At 67.9% G+C, this 17,982-nt stretch carries 17 protein-coding genes; 6 read left to right on the top strand and 11 right to left on the bottom strand.

Going from position 1 to position 17,982, the window contains the following annotated elements:
* The 6 genes from AC07XP_RS21095 to cyoA form a co-directional block, all read right to left on the bottom strand.
* The coding region (locus tag AC07XP_RS21095) for an ATP-binding protein (RefSeq protein ID WP_492741820.1) at positions 1 to 1,383 on the bottom strand (1,383 nt) is incomplete at its 3' end.
* The gene (locus tag AC07XP_RS21090) at positions 1,367 to 2,191 is read right to left on the bottom strand and encodes an SURF1 family protein (RefSeq protein ID WP_495265763.1); all 825 of its coding nucleotides are present in this window, start codon (positions 2,189 to 2,191) and stop codon (positions 1,367 to 1,369) included. The genes AC07XP_RS21095 and AC07XP_RS21090, both read right to left, overlap by 17 nt.
* On the bottom strand, positions 2,191 to 2,619 hold the full coding sequence (gene cyoD / locus AC07XP_RS21085) for a cytochrome o ubiquinol oxidase subunit IV (RefSeq protein WP_495265762.1): 429 nt from the start codon (positions 2,617 to 2,619) through the stop codon (positions 2,191 to 2,193). The genes AC07XP_RS21090 and cyoD overlap by 1 nt, the downstream gene beginning before the upstream one ends.
* Complete coding sequence (gene cyoC, locus AC07XP_RS21080; protein WP_062469091.1) at positions 2,616 to 3,257, bottom strand: cytochrome o ubiquinol oxidase subunit III; 642 nt, start codon at positions 3,255 to 3,257, stop codon at positions 2,616 to 2,618. Before cyoC ends, cyoD begins: the two co-directional genes overlap by 4 nt.
* On the bottom strand, positions 3,250 to 5,256 hold the full coding sequence (cyoB, locus tag AC07XP_RS21075; protein WP_095946441.1) for a cytochrome o ubiquinol oxidase subunit I: 2,007 nt from the start codon (positions 5,254 to 5,256) through the stop codon (positions 3,250 to 3,252). Before cyoB ends, cyoC begins: the two co-directional genes overlap by 8 nt.
* A gap of 1 nt (position 5,257) precedes the next feature.
* Positions 5,258 to 6,283, bottom strand: coding sequence for a ubiquinol oxidase subunit II (gene cyoA / locus AC07XP_RS21070; protein WP_062469097.1), 1,026 nt, complete (start codon positions 6,281 to 6,283; stop codon positions 5,258 to 5,260).
* Between the two features lie 190 nt (positions 6,284 to 6,473).
* Between cyoA and AC07XP_RS21065 the strand changes: the two genes are divergently transcribed.
* Entirely contained in the window at positions 6,474 to 7,814 is a 1,341-nt protein-coding gene (locus AC07XP_RS21065; protein ID WP_095743978.1) for an MFS transporter, read from the top strand.
* 85 nt (positions 7,815 to 7,899) lie between these two features.
* Entirely contained in the window at positions 7,900 to 8,568 is a 669-nt protein-coding gene (locus tag AC07XP_RS21060) for an HAD family hydrolase (RefSeq protein ID WP_354343095.1), read from the top strand.
* 23 nt (positions 8,569 to 8,591) lie between these two features.
* Here the strand turns inward: AC07XP_RS21060 and AC07XP_RS21055 are convergent, their stop codons facing one another.
* The 5 genes from AC07XP_RS21055 to AC07XP_RS21035 form a co-directional block, all read right to left on the bottom strand.
* Positions 8,592 to 9,593, bottom strand: a complete 1,002-nt coding sequence (locus AC07XP_RS21055; protein WP_495265761.1) for an isopenicillin N synthase family dioxygenase — start codon at positions 9,591 to 9,593, stop codon at positions 8,592 to 8,594.
* Complete coding sequence (locus AC07XP_RS21050; RefSeq protein ID WP_495265760.1) at positions 9,590 to 10,333, bottom strand: amino acid ABC transporter ATP-binding protein; 744 nt, start codon at positions 10,331 to 10,333, stop codon at positions 9,590 to 9,592. Before AC07XP_RS21050 ends, AC07XP_RS21055 begins: the two co-directional genes overlap by 4 nt.
* Entirely contained in the window at positions 10,330 to 11,040 is a 711-nt protein-coding gene (locus AC07XP_RS21045) for an amino acid ABC transporter permease (protein WP_095946444.1), read from the bottom strand. The genes AC07XP_RS21050 and AC07XP_RS21045 overlap by 4 nt, the downstream gene beginning before the upstream one ends.
* 13 nt (positions 11,041 to 11,053) lie before the next feature.
* The gene (locus tag AC07XP_RS21040; RefSeq protein ID WP_495265759.1) at positions 11,054 to 11,749 is read right to left on the bottom strand and encodes an amino acid ABC transporter permease; all 696 of its coding nucleotides are present in this window, start codon (positions 11,747 to 11,749) and stop codon (positions 11,054 to 11,056) included.
* A 121-nt stretch (positions 11,750 to 11,870) separates the two neighbouring features.
* The gene (locus AC07XP_RS21035) at positions 11,871 to 12,698 is read right to left on the bottom strand and encodes an ABC transporter substrate-binding protein (protein ID WP_095946445.1); all 828 of its coding nucleotides are present in this window, start codon (positions 12,696 to 12,698) and stop codon (positions 11,871 to 11,873) included.
* Positions 12,699 to 12,889: 191 nt separating this feature from the next.
* Here AC07XP_RS21035 and fabV point away from each other — a divergent pair, with 191 nt between their 5' ends.
* From fabV to AC07XP_RS21015, 4 genes are all read left to right on the top strand, one after another.
* Positions 12,890 to 14,086, top strand: a complete 1,197-nt coding sequence (gene fabV / locus AC07XP_RS21030; RefSeq protein ID WP_495265758.1) for an enoyl-ACP reductase FabV — start codon at positions 12,890 to 12,892, stop codon at positions 14,084 to 14,086.
* Between the two features lie 26 nt (positions 14,087 to 14,112).
* On the top strand, positions 14,113 to 14,532 hold the full coding sequence (locus tag AC07XP_RS21025) for a group II truncated hemoglobin (protein WP_159278111.1): 420 nt from the start codon (positions 14,113 to 14,115) through the stop codon (positions 14,530 to 14,532).
* Positions 14,533 to 14,563: 31 nt separating this feature from the next.
* Complete coding sequence (locus tag AC07XP_RS21020) at positions 14,564 to 15,787, top strand: NAD(P)/FAD-dependent oxidoreductase (RefSeq protein ID WP_495265757.1); 1,224 nt, start codon at positions 14,564 to 14,566, stop codon at positions 15,785 to 15,787.
* Positions 15,788 to 15,929: 142 nt separating this feature from the next.
* Complete coding sequence (locus AC07XP_RS21015) at positions 15,930 to 17,978, top strand: bifunctional 2',3'-cyclic-nucleotide 2'-phosphodiesterase/3'-nucleotidase (protein ID WP_495265764.1); 2,049 nt, start codon at positions 15,930 to 15,932, stop codon at positions 17,976 to 17,978.
* Positions 17,979 to 17,982 lie beyond the last annotated feature (4 nt).

Raw genomic sequence — 17,982 nt, 5'->3', positions numbered from 1 at the left:
GGCCTTGGGGGCGGCGGTGTCCGCGAGGGCGGTGGCGGCGTCGTCTTCGTCCTCTTCGAGCACGATGGCCGCCAGCGGCAGCGTGATGGTCACGATGGCGCCGCCCTCGGGGCGGTTGCGCACGGCGACGCGTCCGCCCAGGGTGCGCGCCACGTTCACCACCAGGAACAGGCCCAGCCCGCCGCCGGGTCGGCCCTTGCTCGACTGGTAGGGCTTGCCGAACTCCGCGAGGATGGCCGGCATGAAGCCGGGGCCCGCGTCGGTGACGGTGATGGTGAGCGCGTCGGCGTCGTGCGTGGCTTCCAGGCGCAGCCAGTGCGGCGAGGCCTCGAGCGCGTTGTCGAGCACGTTGCACACCATCTGCTTGATGGCCGAGTCGGACACCATGGGCAGGTCCTGCCCGAACAGGTTCTCGTAGTCGAACTCCTCGACCGGGCGCGTGGTGCGCCATTCTTCGACCAGGTCGTCCAGGAAGGTGCGCACGGTGGTCTCTTCGGACGACTCGCCGCGCGTCTCGCCGGCCGACAGCAGGATGCCGCTGACGATGCTCTTGCAGCGCTGGATCTGCACTTCCATCTCGGCCACTTCCTGCAGCAGCTCGGGGTCGGAACTGAAGTGCGGCAGCCGGCGCCAGTCGCCCAGGATCACGGCCAGCGTGGCCAGCGGCGTGCCCAGCTCGTGCGCCGCGCCGGAGGCCAGCAGGCCCATGCGCACGATGTGTTCTTCTTCGGAGGCGCGCTGGCGCAGGTCGGCCAGCCGCGCGTCGCGCACGCGCAGGTTGCGGCTGATGCGCGTGATGAAGACCACCAGCAGCGCCGCGTTGAGCGCGAAGCACACCAGCATGCCCTGCACGTAGGGGCTCCACAGGCCGCGGTCGTGGTCCAGCGGCAAGGGCAGCGGGCGCGAGAACAGCGCCAGGCCCGCGAAGCACAGGCCGGTGATGACCACGATGGTCCAGGTCGACCAGGCCTTGAGCAGCACCGCGCCCAGGATCACCTGCAGCAGGTACAGGAAGACGAAGGGGTTGGTGGCGCCGCCGCTGAGGTACAGCTGGGCCGTGAGCGTGGCCACGTCGACCAGCAGCGCGACGAACAGCTCTTCGTTGGTCACGCGGCCATGGATGCGCAGGCGCAGCAGGCTCACCATGTTGAACAGCGCGAGGCAGGTGAGCACCTGCAGCATGTGGTTCAGCGGCAGGCGGATGCCGAAGCCGTAGTGCACCACGAGGATGGTGGCCACCTGCCCGACCACGGCGAACCAGCGCAGCTGGATCAGCTGCTGCATGTTCTGGTGGCCGATGGCGTTGTCCAGGCTCGCGACGCCCGCGCGCGGGGCGTGCAGCTCGCCGGCCACCGCGACGAGCTTGTCAGTCGCGGCGGGCATCGGCGGGGTCGGGGCGTGCGGCGTCGGCATGCGGTGCATTTTCGCCGCTACCGTCTTGCGATGCCCGTCGGCGCCGGTCGTCGCGCCACACGAACCCGTAGGCGCCGAGCACCATCAGCGCCAGCCCGTACCAGGTGAGGGCGTAGACGAGGTGGCTGTTGGGGAAGGCGATGACGGTGAGGCCGCCCGCCGGCCACGTGGGCGCGGCCTGTGCGGGCGCGGGCCCGGCCTCGGCATCGACGAAGTACGGCGCCACGTCCGCCAGGCCGCGCGCGGCGGCAATGGCCTGCACGTCGCGCGAGAACCAGCGGTCGGCCGCGGGGTCGTTCGTGCGCAGGAAGCCGCCCTTGGGTTCGGTGAGGCGCAGCAGGCCGGCCACGGTGGTGTCGCCCTGGGGCTCGGGCGCGGTGCGCGCCGCGCGTTCGCGTGCCTCGGGCGGCACGAAGCCGCGGTTGACGAGCACGACGCTACCGTCGGCGGTGCGCAGCGGGGTCAGCACCCAGAAGCCGGCACCGAGCCGGGTGCTGGCCTGCACCAGCGCTTCCTTGTCATGGAGGAACGTGCCGCGAAGGCGCACGTGCCGGTATTCGTCGTTGGCCGCGTTGACCGTGGGCCATTCGGATCGCGCCGGCGCGTCGGCGGCCAGGGCGTGCACGCGCTGGTCGACGCGGGCGATAAGATCGAGCTTCCAGGCCCTGCGCTCGACCTGCCAGGTGCCGAGCGCAAGAAAGCCGGCAAAGGCGAGGAGGGCGCAGACCGCCAGCGCCGCACGCGTGACAACGGAGCGCGGGCGGGCGGCCGAGGCCATCAGGGCATGTTCTTCATGTCGTGGACCATGGCCGGCATCATGTTGGTGTTCATGTGATACATGACCCACAGCGAGCCGGCCAGCGTGATGACCACGAGCACCAGCGTGAAGATCAGCGCCAGCATGTTCCAGCCGCCTTCGGACTTGGCGTCCATGTGCAGGAAGTACACCATGTGGACCACGATCTGCACCACGGCGAAGCCGAGGATGACGAGGGCGGTGGTGCTCGGGTTGGCGATCACCTTGCCCATCACGAGCCAGAACGGGATCGCGGTCAGGATCACGGCCAGCACGAAGCCGGTCATGTAGCCCTTGAAGGTGCTGTGGCTGACGGGGCCGTCGTCGTGGTGGTCGCCGTGGCCGTGGCTGTCGTGTGCGCCGTGGCCGTGGCCGTGTGCGGCGGTGGCGGTGTGTGCGGGGGCGCTCATGCCATCGATCCCATGAGGTAGACAAAGGTGAAGACGCCGATCCACACGACGTCCAGGAAGTGCCAGAACATCGACAGGCACATCAGGCGGCGGCGGTTGGCGGCGGTGAAGCCGTGCTTGGGCAGCTGGACCATCAGCACGACGAGCCAGATGATGCCGAAGCTCACGTGCAGGCCGTGCGTGCCCACCAGCGCGAAGAACGACGACAGGAAGGCGCTGCGCTGCGGGCCGGCGCCTTCGTGCAGCAGGTGCGCGAACTCGTACAGCTCCAGGCCGATGAAGCCCAGGCCCAGGAGGCCCGTGATGCCCAGCCACAGCAGCACGCCGCCCATGCGCTTGCGCTGCATCTCGAGCATGGCGAAGCCGTAGGTGATCGACGACAGCAGCAGCAGCGAGGTGTTCATCGCCACCAGCGGCAGGTCGAACAGGTCGGCGCCCGAGGGGCCGGCCGCGTAGCTGCGGCCCAGCACGCCGTACACCGCGAACAGGCAGGCGAAGATGAGGCAGTCGCTCATCAGGTAGAGCCAGAAGCCCAGCAGCGTGCCGTTCTCGGGGTGGTGGTCCTCGTTGCGGACGTGGAACAGGTCGAACGCGGGTGCGTTCGCGTTCCGGGAGGGGAGGGCGGTGGTATCAGACATGGGCGGTGGCCAGCAGGCGCGTGCGTGCTTCTTCGGTGCGAACGACTTCTTCCGCGGGGATGTAGTAGTCGCGCTTGTAGTTGAAGGTGTGGGCGATGATCGCGACCATCATGGCCACGAAGCCGATGCCGGCCACGAGCCACATCTGCCAGATCAGGGCAAAGCCGCACACCGCGCTCAGCGCCGCGATGACGAAGCCGGCGGCCGTGTTCTTGGGCATGTGCACGGGGCTGAAGCCGTCCAGCGGACGCTGGTAGCCGCGGGCCTTCATGTCGGTCCAGGCGTCGTTGTCATGCACGCGCGGCGTGAACGCGAAGTTGTAGGCCGGCGGCGGCGACGAGGTCGACCACTCCAGCGTGCGGCCGTTCCACGGGTCGCCCGTGGTGTCGCGCAGCGACTCGCGGCGGATGAAGCTCACCACCAGCTGGATCAGGAACGAGGCGATGCCCAGGGCGATCAGCACAGCGCCGACGGCGGCGACCTGGAACCAGATCTGCAGCGACATGTCCTGGAAGTGGCTCATGCGGCGGGTGACGCCCATCAGGCCCAGGATGTACAGCGGCATGAAGGCCATCCAGAAGCCGACGATCCAGAACCAGAACGAGCACTTGCCCCAGAACGGATCGAGCTTGTAGCCGAAGGCCTTCGGGAACCAGTAGGTGATGCCCGCCAGCATGCCGAACAGCACGCCGCCGATGATCACGTTGTGGAAGTGGGCAATCAGGAACAGGCTGTTGTGCAGCACGAAGTCGGCCGGGGGCACGGCCAGCAGCACGCCGGTCATGCCGCCGATCACGAAGGTGATCATGAAGCCGATGGTCCACATCATGGGCAGCTCGAAACGGATGCGGCCGCGGTACATGGTGAACAGCCAGTTGAAGATCTTCGCGCCCGTGGGGATCGAGATGATCATCGTCGTGATGCCGAAGAACGAGTTCACGCTGGCGCCGGAGCCCATGGTGAAGAAGTGGTGCAGCCACACGAGGTACGACAGGATCGTGATCACGACCGTGGCGTACACCATCGAGGCGTAGCCGAACAGGCGCTTGCCCGAGAAGGTGGAGACCACTTCCGAGAAGATGCCGAAGGCCGGCAGGATCAGGATGTACACCTCGGGGTGGCCCCAGATCCAGATCAGGTTCACGTACATCATGGCGTTGCCGCCCATGTCGTTCGTGAAGAAGTTGGTGCCGACATAACGGTCCAGCGACAGCAGGGCCAGCACGGCCGTGAGCACCGGGAAGGCAGCCACGATCAGCACGTTGGTGCACAGGGCGGTCCAGGTGAAGACGGGCATCTTCATCATGGTCATGCCGGGCGCGCGCATCTTCACGATGGTGGCCAGCAGGTTCACGCCCGAGAGCAGTGTGCCGACCCCCGCGATCTGCAAGGACCAGATGTAGTAATCGACCCCCACGTCAGGACTGAACAGGATGCCCGACAGCGGCGGGTACGCCAGCCAGCCGGTCTTGGCGAACTCGCCCACGAACAGCGAGGCCATCACGAGGCCGGCGCCGAAGGTGGTCATCCAGAAGCTGAAGTTGTTCAGGAACGGGAAGGCCACGTCGCGCGCACCGATCTGCAGCGGCACCACGAAGTTCATGAGGCCCGTGACCAGCGGCATCGCCACGAAGAAGATCATGATCACGCCGTGGGCGGTGAAGATCTGGTCGTAGTGGTGCGGCGGCAGAAAGCCCGCGTTGTCGCCGAAGGCGACGGCCTGCTGGGCCCGCATCATCAGTGCGTCGGCGAAGCCGCGCAGCAGCATCACCAGGCCCAGGATGATGTACATGATGCCGATCTTCTTGTGGTCGATGCTGGTGATCCAGTCGCGCCACAAGGTGCCCCACAGCTTGAAGTAGGTCACGGCGCCCAGCAGCGCCAGGCCGCCCAGGATCACGGCCGCGAAGGTCACGAGCAGGATCGGCTCGTGAAGGGGAATCGCCTCCCAGGAGAGGCGGCCGAAGACGAGCTTCGTCAGGTCTAGGTTCTGCAACATCTTAGTCTTCGGTGGTGCACATCGCGGTGACGTACTTGCGCTTGGGCGTGTCGAGGGAGTCGGCCTGCCAGGCCTGCTTGGTGGCGACGTTGAAGGCGCCGGGCTTGCCCAGGCCGCCGTCGGCGTCGATGGCCATCATTTCCTTCATGCACATCTTGTTGCGGTCGACGCACAGGTTCAGGATGGCGTCGTACAGGGCGGGGTCGACCGCGGCGTAGTGGCGCACGGGCTCGCGCTCGCTCGGCACTTCGAGCTTCTTGTACTGCTCGCGGGTCAGTTCGCCTTCTTTGCCGGTCTTGACCTTGGCCACCCACTGGTCGAAGCCGTCATGGCTCAGGCCGTGGAACTTGAAGCGCATGCCCGAGAAGCCCGCGCCGCTGTAGTTGGCGGAGAAACCGTCGAACTCGCCCGGCTTGTTGATCACCGCGTGCAGCTTGGTCTCCATGCCCGGCATGGCATAGATCTGGCCGGCCAGCGCGGGGATGAAGAAGGAGTTCATGACCGACGAGGCCGTGATCTTGAAGCTGATCGGGCGGTCCACCGGGGCGGCCAGCTCGTTCACCGTGGCGATGCCCTGCTCGGGGTAGATGAAGAGCCACTTCCAGTCCAGCGCCACCACCTCGACCACCAGCGGCTTGGTTTCGGCGGGAATCGGGCGCTGCGCGTCCAGGCGGCTCAGCGGGCGGTACGGGTCCAGCGTGTGGGTGCTGATCCAGGTGATCGCGCCCAGCGCGATGATGATCAGGAGCGGCGCGGCCCAGATCGCCAGCTCGAGCTGCGTGGAGTGGTCCCAGTCGGGGCTGTAGGTGGCCTCCTTGTTCGACTGGCGATAGCGCCAGGCAAAGAAGATGGTCAGGGCGATCACCGGGATGATGATGATCAGCATCAGCACCGTGGAGACGACGATCAGGCGTCCCTGCTGGTTGGCGATATCGCCGGAGGGGTTCAACAGCACCGTGTTGCAGCCCGCCAGGAAAATGGCGGAAAGCAGCAGAAGTGCTCGGCGAAGGGTCTTGAGGATGTGCATGCCGGGAGAGGAAAGTGCGAAGGCCGCGCAAAAATGACCCTGCAATCTACGCCGCCCAAGGGATTCCGCCTATTGGACGTTTTGTCCTATGGCGGTAAACGCAATTCGGTGAGACGCTACAGGGTGTCCAGAATTTCCCCTGTGTCGTGCCCCGGCATGACACCCGAATTACAGCCAGCCAGCTAGCAAGATGACGACGTCCAGCATCAGTCCACCAGGCGCCCAGCCTGTGTCGCACCCGACCGAAGGCGGCGCCCGCGCCGCAGACGCCGACCATTCGCACATCGCCCCGGGCGAGATCGCGGTCGGCGTGGTCATCGGCCGCGCCTCCGAGTATTTCGACTTCTTCGTCTACGGCATCGCCTCGGTGCTGGTGTTCCCGGCGGTGTTCTTCCCCTTCGAGCAGCGCCTGGAAGGCGTGCTCTGGGCCTTCGTGATCTTCTCGTTCGCCTTCATCGCGCGCCCCTTCGGCACCGTGATCTCGATGGCGATCCAGCGGCGCTTCGGGCGCGAGACCAAGCTGACGATCGCGCTGTTCCTGCTGGGCACCTCCACCGCCGGCATCGCCTTCCTGCCGGGCTACGCGAGCATCGGCTTCACGGCCATCGTGCTGCTGTCGATCTTCCGCTTTGCCCAGGGCCTGGCGCTGGGCGGCTCGTGGGACGGCCTGCCGTCGCTGCTGGCGCTGAACGCACCGCCCAACAAGCGCGGCTGGTACGCCATGCTGGGTCAGCTGGGCGCACCGCTGGGCTTCTTCCTGGCCAGCGCGCTGTTCGCGTACCTGTATTCGAGCTTGCCGCTGGCCGACTTCCTCGACTGGGGCTGGCGCTACACCTTCTACGTGGCCTTCGCCATCAACGTCGTGGCGCTGTTCGCGCGCCTGCGCCTGGTGGCCACCGACGAGTACGCGCGCCTGCTCGAAGAGCGCGAGCTGCAGCCCACCAGCGTGGTCGAGCTGACCCGCTCGCAGGGCGCCAACCTGCTGATCGGCGCGTTCGCCGCGCTGGCCAGCTACGCGCTGTTCCACCTGATCACGGTGTTCCCGCTGTCGTGGATCTCGCTGTACTCCGACCAGTCGATCACCGAGTTCCTGATCGTGCAGATGGTCGGCGCGGTGTTCGGCGCCATCGGCATCGTGGCCTCGGGCCTGATCGCCGACCGCATCGGCCGTCGCTTCACGCTCGGCGGCCTGGCCGCCATGATCGCCGTGTTCAGCGGCTTTGCGCCCACGCTGCTCGACGGCGGACGCATCGGCCAGGATATCTTCATCGTGCTGGGCTTTGCGCTCCTGGGCCTGTCGTACGGCCAGGCGGCCGGCGCCGTGACCTCCAACTTCGCGCCCAAGTACCGCTACGTCGGAGCGGCCCTCACGGCCGATCTGGCCTGGCTCATCGGCGCGGCCTTTGCCCCGCTGGTCGCCCTGGGCCTGTCGGCGCACTTCGGCCTGGCCTTCGTGAGCATCTACCTGCTGTCGGGCGCGCTCGGCACGCTGGCGGCGCTGGGGCTGAACCGGGCGCTGGCGCGGGACTGACCGGCAGCATTGCCGTTTCTCGAAACAAGGGGCCGATGGCCCCTTTTTTCATGGCCGCCGCACCACTCGCTTAGGATTCGCCTCGATGTTCACCGCCGCCATTTTTGACATGGATGGGCTGCTGATCGATTCGGAGCGCCCCATCATGGCCGCCTGGATCGCCGCGGCCCGCACGCTCGATGTCGAGCTTTCGCACGCCCAGTACCTGCAATGCGTGGGGCTGGCCATGAGCGAGTCCAAGCAGATCCTCGCGGCGCTGCTCGGCGGCCCGGCCGCCTACCAGCATGCGGCGACGCAGGTGACCGCCGCGCTGCAGCTGGAACGCGCCGACGGCGACGCCCGGCCGCTCTTTCCCATCAAGCCCGGCGCGGCCGAGTTGCTCACCGCCTTGCGTGGTCGCGGTACGCGCTGCGCGGTGGCCTCGTCGTCCACGCGCGGCCAGATCGCGGCCTGCCTGGGCAGCCTCGACGTGCTCCATCACTTCGAGGCCTTCGCGGGCGGCGACGAGGTCGCGCGTGCCAAGCCCGACCCGGCGCTGTACCGGCTCGCGGCCGAGCGCCTGGGCGTGGACCCTGCCGATTGCGTCGCCTTCGAAGACAGCGAGAACGGCGCCAAGGCCGCGCTGGCCGCCGGCATGCGCGTGGTGGTGGTGCCCGACCTCAAGCACCCGCCCGAGGCGATCGTCGCGCAGGCCTTTCATGTGCTCGATTCGCTGCACGACGCGATGCCGCACGTGCCGCGCTGGTTTCCCTGACGAAGTCAGGGCCCCTGTTCAGTTCAGAGCACTTCGTCCCGCAGCTGCGGGAACACCTTCGACACTTTGGCCAGCAGGTAGTCGCCGTAGCGGCCGCTGAAGGCGTGCACGTTGGCGCGGTCCCAGCGCTCGGCGCTGTCGTCCAGCGCGTCGGCACCGGCCAGGCCTTCGATGCGCTGCACGCGCGCTTCGAAGTTCGGATCGAAGAACAGCGGGAACGACAGCCGGTCGCGGCCCGAGGTGTTGCGCTTCACGCGGTGCGGCGTCGACTTGTAGAGCCCGCCGGTCATGCGGTCGAGCATGTCGCCGATGTTGCAGACGAAGGCGCCGGGCACCGGCGGCGCATCGATCCAGCCGCCCGGCGTGTGGACCGCGAGGCCGCCCACGGTGTCCTGGTGCAGGATCGTGAGCAGGCCGTAGTCGGTGTGCTCGCCCACGCCCCATTGCACGTCCAGCCCTTCGGGCACGGCCTGCGTCGGGTAGTTGAAGAGGCGGAACAGGATCAGCGGGTCGCCCGTGTAGCGCTGCGCGAAGTAGTCCGCGGGCAGGCCGAGGCTCAGCGCGATGCCTTCCATGAGCCGGTGGCCCAACTGCGTGACGGCGTCCATGTACGCGAGGATGGTCTCGCGAAAATCCGGCACGTCGGGAAAGAGGTTCGGCCCATGCACCGGCGTCTTCGCCTGCACCAGCGGGTGGTCGGCGGGCAGCTCGGTGCCCAGGTACAGGCCTTCTTTCCAGTCGGGCCGGCCCGAGGTCAGCTCGCCGCCGCGCGGGAAGAAGCCGCGCCAGGCCCGGCCGCCCAGGGCCATGCGCCATTGCATCTTGGTTTCCTCGGGCAGGTCGAAGAAGCGGTGGCTCAGGTCTTCGAGCCGCTGGATCAGTGCGGCGTCGACACCGTGGCCCGTGACGTAGAAGAAGCCGTGCGCGCGGCAGGCGTCGCCGATCTGCGCCGCCACGCGTGCGCGTTCGGGCGTGCCGGCCACGAGCGGGGCGACGTCGATGAGGGGGAGGGAGGAGTCGGTCATGCGTCTCTCGAAAAAGGCGAACGGATGTCGGACAGGAACTGCTGCGCACGCGGGTGCTGCGGGCGGTTGAAGAAATCGTCGGGCGTGGCGCGTTCGAGCACCTGGCCCTGGTCCATGAAGAGCACGCGGTCGGCCACCTCGCGCGCGAAGCCCATCTCGTGCGTGACGCACACCATGGTCATGCCGTCGCGCGTGAGGTCGCGCATCACCAGCAGCACCTCGCCGACCATCTCGGGGTCGAGCGCGCTGGTGGGCTCGTCGAACAGCATCAGCGGCGGCTTCATGGCGAGCGCGCGCGCAATGGCCACGCGCTGCTGCTGGCCGCCCGACAGTTCGCCGGGCCAGGCATTGGCCTTGTTGGTCAGGCCCACGCGCTCCAGCAGCGCCATCGCCTGCGCGTCGGCCTCCTTGCGCGACAGGCCGTGCAGCTGCATCGGCGCCATCGTGCAGTTCTGCAGCACGCTGAGGTGCGGGAACAGGTTGAACTGCTGAAAGACGAAGCCGATGCGCGAGCGGAACGCGTTCACGTCCAGGCCCGGCGCGTGGATGTCCTGCCCGTCGAGCGTGATGCGGCCCGACTGGATCGGCTCCAGCCGGTTGAAGGTGCGGATCAGCGTCGACTTGCCCGAGCCCGAGGGCCCGCACACCACGACCACCTCGCCCTTGTGGATGGTCTCGGTCACGTCGACCAGCGCGTGGTAGCTGCCGTACCACTTGTTGACTTGTTGGAGTTCGATCATGCGGGCACCTTGAGGGTCGCGGCGGGAAGGCCGCGGCGCGCGAGCCGGCGCTCCAGCCAGTAGGCGAAGCGCGAGAGGCCGAAGCACAGGATGAAGTAGGTCAGGCCCAGGATCAGGTAGATCTGCGCCGGCTTGGTGAACACCTGCGTGTTGATCTGCGTGGCGATGAACGACACCTCGGCCAGCCCGATGATGTAGCCCAGCGAGGTCTCCTTGATGGTCGAGACGAACTGGTTCACCAGCGAGGGCAGCATGCTGCGCAGCGCCTGCGGCAGCACCACGAGGCGCATCGCGCCGAAGTAGCTCAGGCCGAGCGCGCGCGCGGTTTCCATCTGCCCGCGCGGCAGGCCCTGGATGCCGGCGCGCACGATCTCGGCGAGGTAGGCGGCATCGAAGATCACCAGCGCGATCAGCATGGTGGTGAACTGGTCGGTCTTCACGCCCGTGACGCTGGGCAGGAAGAAGTAGGCCCAGAAGATCACCATCAACAGCGGCAGGCCGCGCACCACGAACACCAGCGCCGTGACGGGCCAGCGCACGCAGCGCCACGGGCTCACGCGCGCCAGCCCGAGCACGATGCCCAGCGGCAGCGCCAGCACCAGCCCGCACGAGGCCAGCAGCAGCGTGAGCACCAGGCCGCCGAGCGGGCCGTTCGGGTACTGGCCGATGAGGAAGTAGACCCAGTAGTCGTGGATGATTTCGAGCATCAGCGCGCCGCCTTCAAATGGTCCGCACCGGGAACCGGTGGTGGTACCAGGTGGCGAGCCCGGTGATGGCCAGCGACACCGTCAGGTAAGCCGCGCTCGCGAACGCGAACGACTCGAAGCTGCGGAAGGTCGCGCTCTCGACCTGCCCGGCCTGGTACATCAGCTCGGCCACGCCGATCACGGTGGCGATCGAGGTGTTCTTCCACAGGCTCAGCGTCTGCGAGATGAGCGGCGGCACGGTCACGCGCAATGCCTGCGGCAGCACCACGCGGCGCATGGTGGTCAGGAAGCTGAAGCCCAGCGCCCGGCCGGCCTCGAACTGCACGGCCGGGATCGAACGGATGCCGCTGCGGATGTCCTCCGCCATGAAGGCCGCCGTGTACAGCGACAGCGCCACGATCGCGCTGTAGGCCTCGATGTGGCCTTCATAGAGCCAGGTCTTCAGGCCTTCGGGCAGCAGCTCGGGCGCGCCGAAATACCAGAACAGCATGTGGGCCAGCAGCGGGATGTTGCGGATCGATTCCACGTACGCAAAGCTGAGCCAGCGCAGCGGCGCCAGCGGCGAGAGCCGCAGCAGCGCCACCACCAGCGCCAGCGGCAGCGCGAAGACGAGCGAGACCGCGAGCAGCTGCAGCGACAGCCACAGGCCCGCGACCAGCATGTCGTGGTACTGGCCGGTGAGCAGCAGCGAATAGTCGAACAGGGGCATGGGAAACGGGTGGCACGGCGAAAGGCGCCGGGGCGCACATGGTACGCATGCGGGCCGTGCCGCTCAAAAGCGAAGGGCGGGTCGCATGGCGGCCCGCCCCTGGTGTGCCGGGCGCGCGGGCTCAGTCGATCTTGTCGGTCTCGAGCTTGAAGTCGCGCGTCTGGAAGCCGGAGGCCGTGTTCGGGCCGTACCACTTGATGAAGATCTTCTGCGCTTCGCCCGACTTCTCGAGCTCGCGCAGCGTGTCGTCCACCACCGTCTTCAGGCCGCTCTCGCCCTTCTTGATGCCGATGGCCAGCGACTCGGTGCTCAGGTTCTGCTTGAGCACCACGTACTGCGCCTTTTGCGGGCCCAGCTTGGCGTAGCTGCGCAGCAGCGCGGCTTCGTCGTCGACGTAGCCCACGCCCTTGCCCTGCTGCAGCGCCTGGAAGGCCTGCTGGCTGGTGTCGAAGGTCACGACCTCGGCGGTGGGCACGGCCTTGCGGATGTTGGGTTCCTGCGTGCCGCCGCGGATGGTCAGCACCTTCTTGCCGCCGAGCTGCGGCACCTCGGTGATGCCGCTGGTCTTCTTCACGATGGCCTTCTGGCCGGTGACGAAGGTGGTGAGCGAGAAGTCGATCTGCGCCTCGCGCTCCTTGTTGTGCGTGAGGCCGGCGGCCACCAGGTCCACGTGGCCCTGCTGCAGCTCGGGAATGCGCGCGGCCACGGCGATCTGCTTGAGCACCGGCTTCACGCCGATCTTCTTGGCGATGGCGTTCACCAGGTCGACCTCGTAGCCGACGATCTGGCGCGTCTTCGGATCGATGAAGGTGGCGGGCTCGTCGGTGCCGAGCACGCCGACCACGAGTTCGCCCTTCTTCTTGATGTCGGCGAGCTGGTCCGCATGGGCGGCAACGCCGGTCAGCAGGGCGGAAGCGGCAAGGGCCGCGGCAAGCAAGGTGTGGCGCATGGTGGGGATCGTCCTCTCTCCAGAGTGAAATTCAGGCCGGAACCATATCAATAAAACCCAAGATTATTAAATCGTCAATCGACATATGCATATGGGGCTGATGAATCGGCCTGTTGCCGGCTGGGTTAAATTCGCGACGCCGCGACGTGCCCCGCCGCCGTCCCCCGAATGTCTTACCGAGCGAGCTTTTCATGATCATCCAACCCCGCGTGCGCGGCTTCATCTGCGTCACCACCCACCCCGTGGGCTGCGAAGCCAATGTCCGGCAACAGATCGACTACGTCAAAGCCAGGCCCCCCATCGCGGGCGGCGCCAAGCGCGTGCTGGTGATCGGCGCCTCCACCGGCTACGGCCTGGCCGCGCGCATCACCGCGGCCTTCGGCTGCGGCGCCGACACGCTGGGCGTGTGCTTCGAACGCGCGGGCAGCGCGACCAAGCCCGGCTCGCCCGGCTGGTACAACACCGCCGCCTTCCACCGCGCCGCCACGGCCGAGGGGCGCTACGCCAAGACGATCAACGGCGACGGCTTTTCCGACGCGGTGAAGCAGCAGGCCATCGAGACCATCCGCGCCGACCTCGGCCAGGTCGACCTCGTGGTCTACAGCCTGGCCGCGCCGCGCCGCACGCACCCCAAGACGGGCCAGGTCTTCAACTCCGTGCTCAAGCCCATCGGCAAGGCCGTGACGCTGCGCGGCCTGGACACCGACAGCGGGACCGTGAAGGAGTCGGTGCTCGAGCCTGCCACGCAGGAAGAGATCGACAACACCGTCGCCGTCATGGGCGGCGAAGACTGGCAGATGTGGATCGACGCGCTGCAGCAGGCCGGCGTGCTGGCCGACGGCGCCAAGACCACGGCCTTCACCTACCTGGGCGAGCAGATCACGCACGACATCTACTGGAACGGCTCCATCGGCGCCGCCAAGAAGGATCTGGACGAGAAGGTGCTGGACATCCGCGCGCAGCTGGCCGCGAAGGGCGGCGACGCGCGCGTGTCGGTGTTGAAGGCGGTGGTCACGCAGGCCAGTTCGGCCATTCCGATGATGCCGCTGTACCTGTCGCTGCTGTTCAAGGTGATGAAGGCCGAAGGCACGCACGAGGGCTGCATCGAGCAGGTGCACGGCCTGTACGCCGACAGCCTGTACGGCGCCACGCCGCACCTGGACGACGAAGGCCGCCTGCGCGCCGACTACAAGGAACTGGCACCGCAGGTGCAGGCCCGCGTGCAGGAACTCTGGCCGCAGGTCACCGACGCCAACCTCAATGAGCTGACCGATTTCGCGGGCTACAAGACCGAGTTCCTGCGCCTGTTCGGCTTCGCCGTCGACGGCGTGGACTACACGGCCGACGTGAGCACCGATGTGGGCATTCCCGATCTGATCCAACTTTAGAGCGACCCGAGGGGATACTCCCGCCCATGCAGATTCAAGACAAACCGCCCGCCGGCACGCCCTTCGAGTGGATCGGCGGCGAGCCCAAGGTGGCGGCGCTGGTCGAGCGCTTCTACGACCTGATGGACCTCGAGCCGGCCTACGCGCAACTGCGCGCCGTGCACGGCACCGACCTGGACAACGCGCGCCAGCGCCTGTTCTGGTTCCTGTGCGGCTGGCTCGGCGGGCCTGCCCACTACACCGACCGCTTCGGCCACCCGATGCTGCGCGCGCGGCACCTGCCGCAGGCCATCGGCGGCCACACCATCGGCATCAAGGAGCGCGACCAGTGGCTGGCCTGCATGGACCAGGCGATGGGCGAGACCGGCGTGCCCGAAGACTTGCGCGCGCGCCTGCGCGACTCTTTCTTCAAGACCGCGGATTGGATGCGCAACCGCGGTGAGTGACCCGACAACGATTCCCGAAAGACTGTTCTCCATGAATTCCATCGTCATCATCGGCGGCGGCCACGCCGCGGCTCAGCTCTGCGCGGGCCTGGCCGAAGCCGGGCAGGGCGCGCGCGTGCACCTGGTCTGCGAAGAGGCCTGCGAGCCGTATCACCGCCCGCCGCTGTCGAAGGCCTTCCTCAAGAGCGCCGACGAAACCACGCAGCCGCACAAGGCCGCCGACTGGTACCGCGAAGCGGGCATCACGCTGCACCTGGGCGACGCGGCCGTGGCCATCGACCGCGAGGCGCACACCGTCACGCTGCGCTCGGGTGCGGTGCTGCCATGGGAGCGCCTGGTGCTGGCCACCGGCACGCGCGCGCGCCAGATGCCCGGCCTGCCGCAAGGCCTGGAGAACGTGGCGAGCCTGCGCGCCGCCGACGAGGCGCATCGCCTGCGCACGCGGCTGGCGGATGCACAGCAGGTCACGGTGCTGGGCGGCGGCTTCATCGGCCTCGAAGTGGCGGCCACCGCGCAGGCGCTGGGCAAGCGCGTGCAGGTGATCGAATGCGCGCCGCGCCTCTTGGGCCGCGCCGTGTCGCCCGAGCTGTCGGCGCACGTGCTGGCCACGCACCGCGCGGCCGGCATCGACATCGTGCTGGGTGCGCAGACCGGCGCCTTCGAGGTCGCGGGCGACCGGCTCGTGTCGGTCGAAGTCAACGGCGTGAAGCAGCCGATCGACCTGCTGCTGCTGGGCATCGGCGCGGTGCCCGAGACCGCGCTCGCGCAGGCCGCGGGCCTCGAGTGCGCCGACGGCATCGTGGTCGACGGCCGCATGCAGACCAGCGCGGCCGACGTGCTCGCGGTGGGCGACTGCACGCGCTTCCCCGACCGCCGCGCGGGCCGCGCGCTGCGGCTCGAATCGGTGCAGAACGCGAACGACCAGGCGCGCACGGCCGTGGCCACGCTGACCGGCGCCGCACGCGATCACGACGCGGTCGCGTGGTTCTGGTCCGACCAGGGCGGCCTGCGGTTGCAGATGGCGGGCCTGATGCCGGCCGAAGGCACGCCGGGCCTGGTGAGCGTGCGCCGCGCGGGGCCGAAGCCCGAAGCGTTCTCGCTGTTCCACTACGTCGACGGCCAGCTCGTGTGCGTCGAATCGGTGAACGCGCCGGTCGATCACATGATGAGCCGCAAGCTGCTCGAAGCGGGCCGCAGCCCCGCGTCCGAAGCGGTGGCGGACGCGGCGGTACCACTAAAGAATCATCTGGCGTAACTGCTGTCGCAACGGCGCTGCATGGCAGGCCCGGATTCACCGGTCTGTCACCCGGCTTTCGGAGACTGGTCCTTCCTCATATCCGCAGGGAGACCTCTCGATGAACAACGCAGTGGCCGCGTCGCTGGCGCGCCTCGCCCCCATGTCCACCTGTGCCGCCGTTTTGGCCGCCGTGCTCACCGCCTGTGGCGGTGGCAACGGAGGCGGCACCGCCTTCCCCCCGATCGTTCCGCCCCCTGCGCCCGCGCCTGCTCCGGCGCCCGTGGCCGCCGGCACGCGCACCACGGTCGCGCTGCTCGAAACGACCGACCTGCACTTCAACGTGCGCAGCTACGACTACTTCAAGCTCGCCGAAGACAAGTCGTACGGCTACGAGCGCACCGCGACGCTCATCAACGCCGCGCGCAAGGAGTTCGCGAACACGATGCTGTTCGACAACGGCGACACCATCCAGGGCACCGCGCTGGCCGACTACGAGGCGCTGGTCAGCCGCATCCCGTGCACGCAGCCGCTGTCGATGTACAAGGTGATGAACGCCACCGGCTACGACGCCGGCACGCTGGGCAACCACGAGTTCAACTACGGCCTGGACTTCCTCAACCAGGTGCTCGGCGGCGGCCTCGATGTCGAGGGCGTGGACGGCAGCAAGAAGTGCGCGGGCCCGAGCTTCCCGATGGTGGTGGCCAACGTGCACAGCCTCAAGAGCGGCAAGCCGCTCGTGGCGCCCTACACCATCGTCACGAAGCAGTTCACCGCGACGGCACCTGACGGCAAGAGCGTGACGGTGCCGGTGAAGGTCGGCGTGATCGGCTTCACCACGCCCGGCATCATGAACTGGGACAAGCGCTTTCTCGAAGGCAAGCTGCGCACCGAAGGCGCAGTCGAAGCGGCCAAGCGCTACGTGCCCGAGCTGCGCGAGAAGGGCGCCGACATCGTCGTGGCGCTGCAGCACGGCGGCCTCGACGCCTCGCCGTACTCGCCGACCATGGAAAGCCCGGGCCTGTACCTGTCGAAGGTGCCCGGCATCGACGTGCTGATGATGGGCCACCAGCACGGGCTGTTCCCCGATCGCGGCGCCAAGCCCGGCTACACGCAGCCCGGCGTGGACAACGCCGCCGGCACCGTCAACGGCGTGCCGGCCGTCATGCCCAGTTCGTGGGGCAAGGCGCTGGGCCTCGTGAAGCTCGAGCTCGTGTGGGACGGCAAGGCCTGGGGCGTGGACAAGAGCAAGACGCTGGTCGAGGCGCGCTCGACCCAGATCGGCAAGGGCGTGTACGTCGACGCCGACCCGAGCGTGGCACCGATGGTCGACACCCAGCACCAGGCCGCGATCGACTACGTGAAGACGCCCATCGGCAGCACCGACTTCCGCATGAACACCTTCTTTGCCGACGTGGGCGACCCGGGCGCGATCCAGATCGTGAACCAGGCCCAGGCCGACTACGTGAAGACCTACATCCAGGCCAGCCTGCCGCAGTACGCGGGCCTGCCGGTGCTGTCGGTGAGCGCGCCCTTCAAGTCGGGCTTCGAGGGCGGACGCGACTACACCGACGTGGCCGTGGGCAACCTGGCGATCTTCAGCGCCGCCGACCTGTACCTGTACCCGAACACGGTGTACGCGGTGAAGGTGACGGGCGCCGAGATCAAGGGTTGGCTCGAGGCCGCGGCCAAGCGCTTCAACAAGATCGACCCGGCTCTGACGACCGACCAGCCGCTGATCAGCACCTTCCCGGGCTACAACTTCGACATGTTCACCACGCCCGACATGCAGTACGAGATCGACGTGACGCAGGCCGTGGGCAGCCGCATCAAGAACCTCATGTACCTGGGCGCGCCCATCGACCCAGCGAAGGAGTTCGTCATTGCCACGAACAACTACCGCGCGACGAGCGGCGCGAGCTTCATCCCGGCGCTGGACGGGCGCGCGACGATCTACGCCTCGCCCGATGCGAACCGCGACGTGCTGATCGCCTACATCAAGGCGAAGAAGACGATCACGCGCGCGGCCGACGGCGCGGCGCGCAGCTGGCGCTTCACGAAGGTGACGACGGCGGGCAACGTGACGATCACGTCGGGGCAGGGGCAGCTGAGCGCTGCGACCGATGCGGGGCTCGCGAACATCTCGCTGCTGACCGCGGATGACGGCAGCGGCAAGGGCCGCTCGGTCTACAAGGTCGATCTGAGCAAGTAAGAAG

It is taken from the genome of Variovorax sp. GW531-E2, from assembly GCF_059423125.1.
The sequence above is the reverse complement of the archived record's forward strand: the minus strand, read 5'-3'. Positions and strand labels throughout refer to the sequence as shown.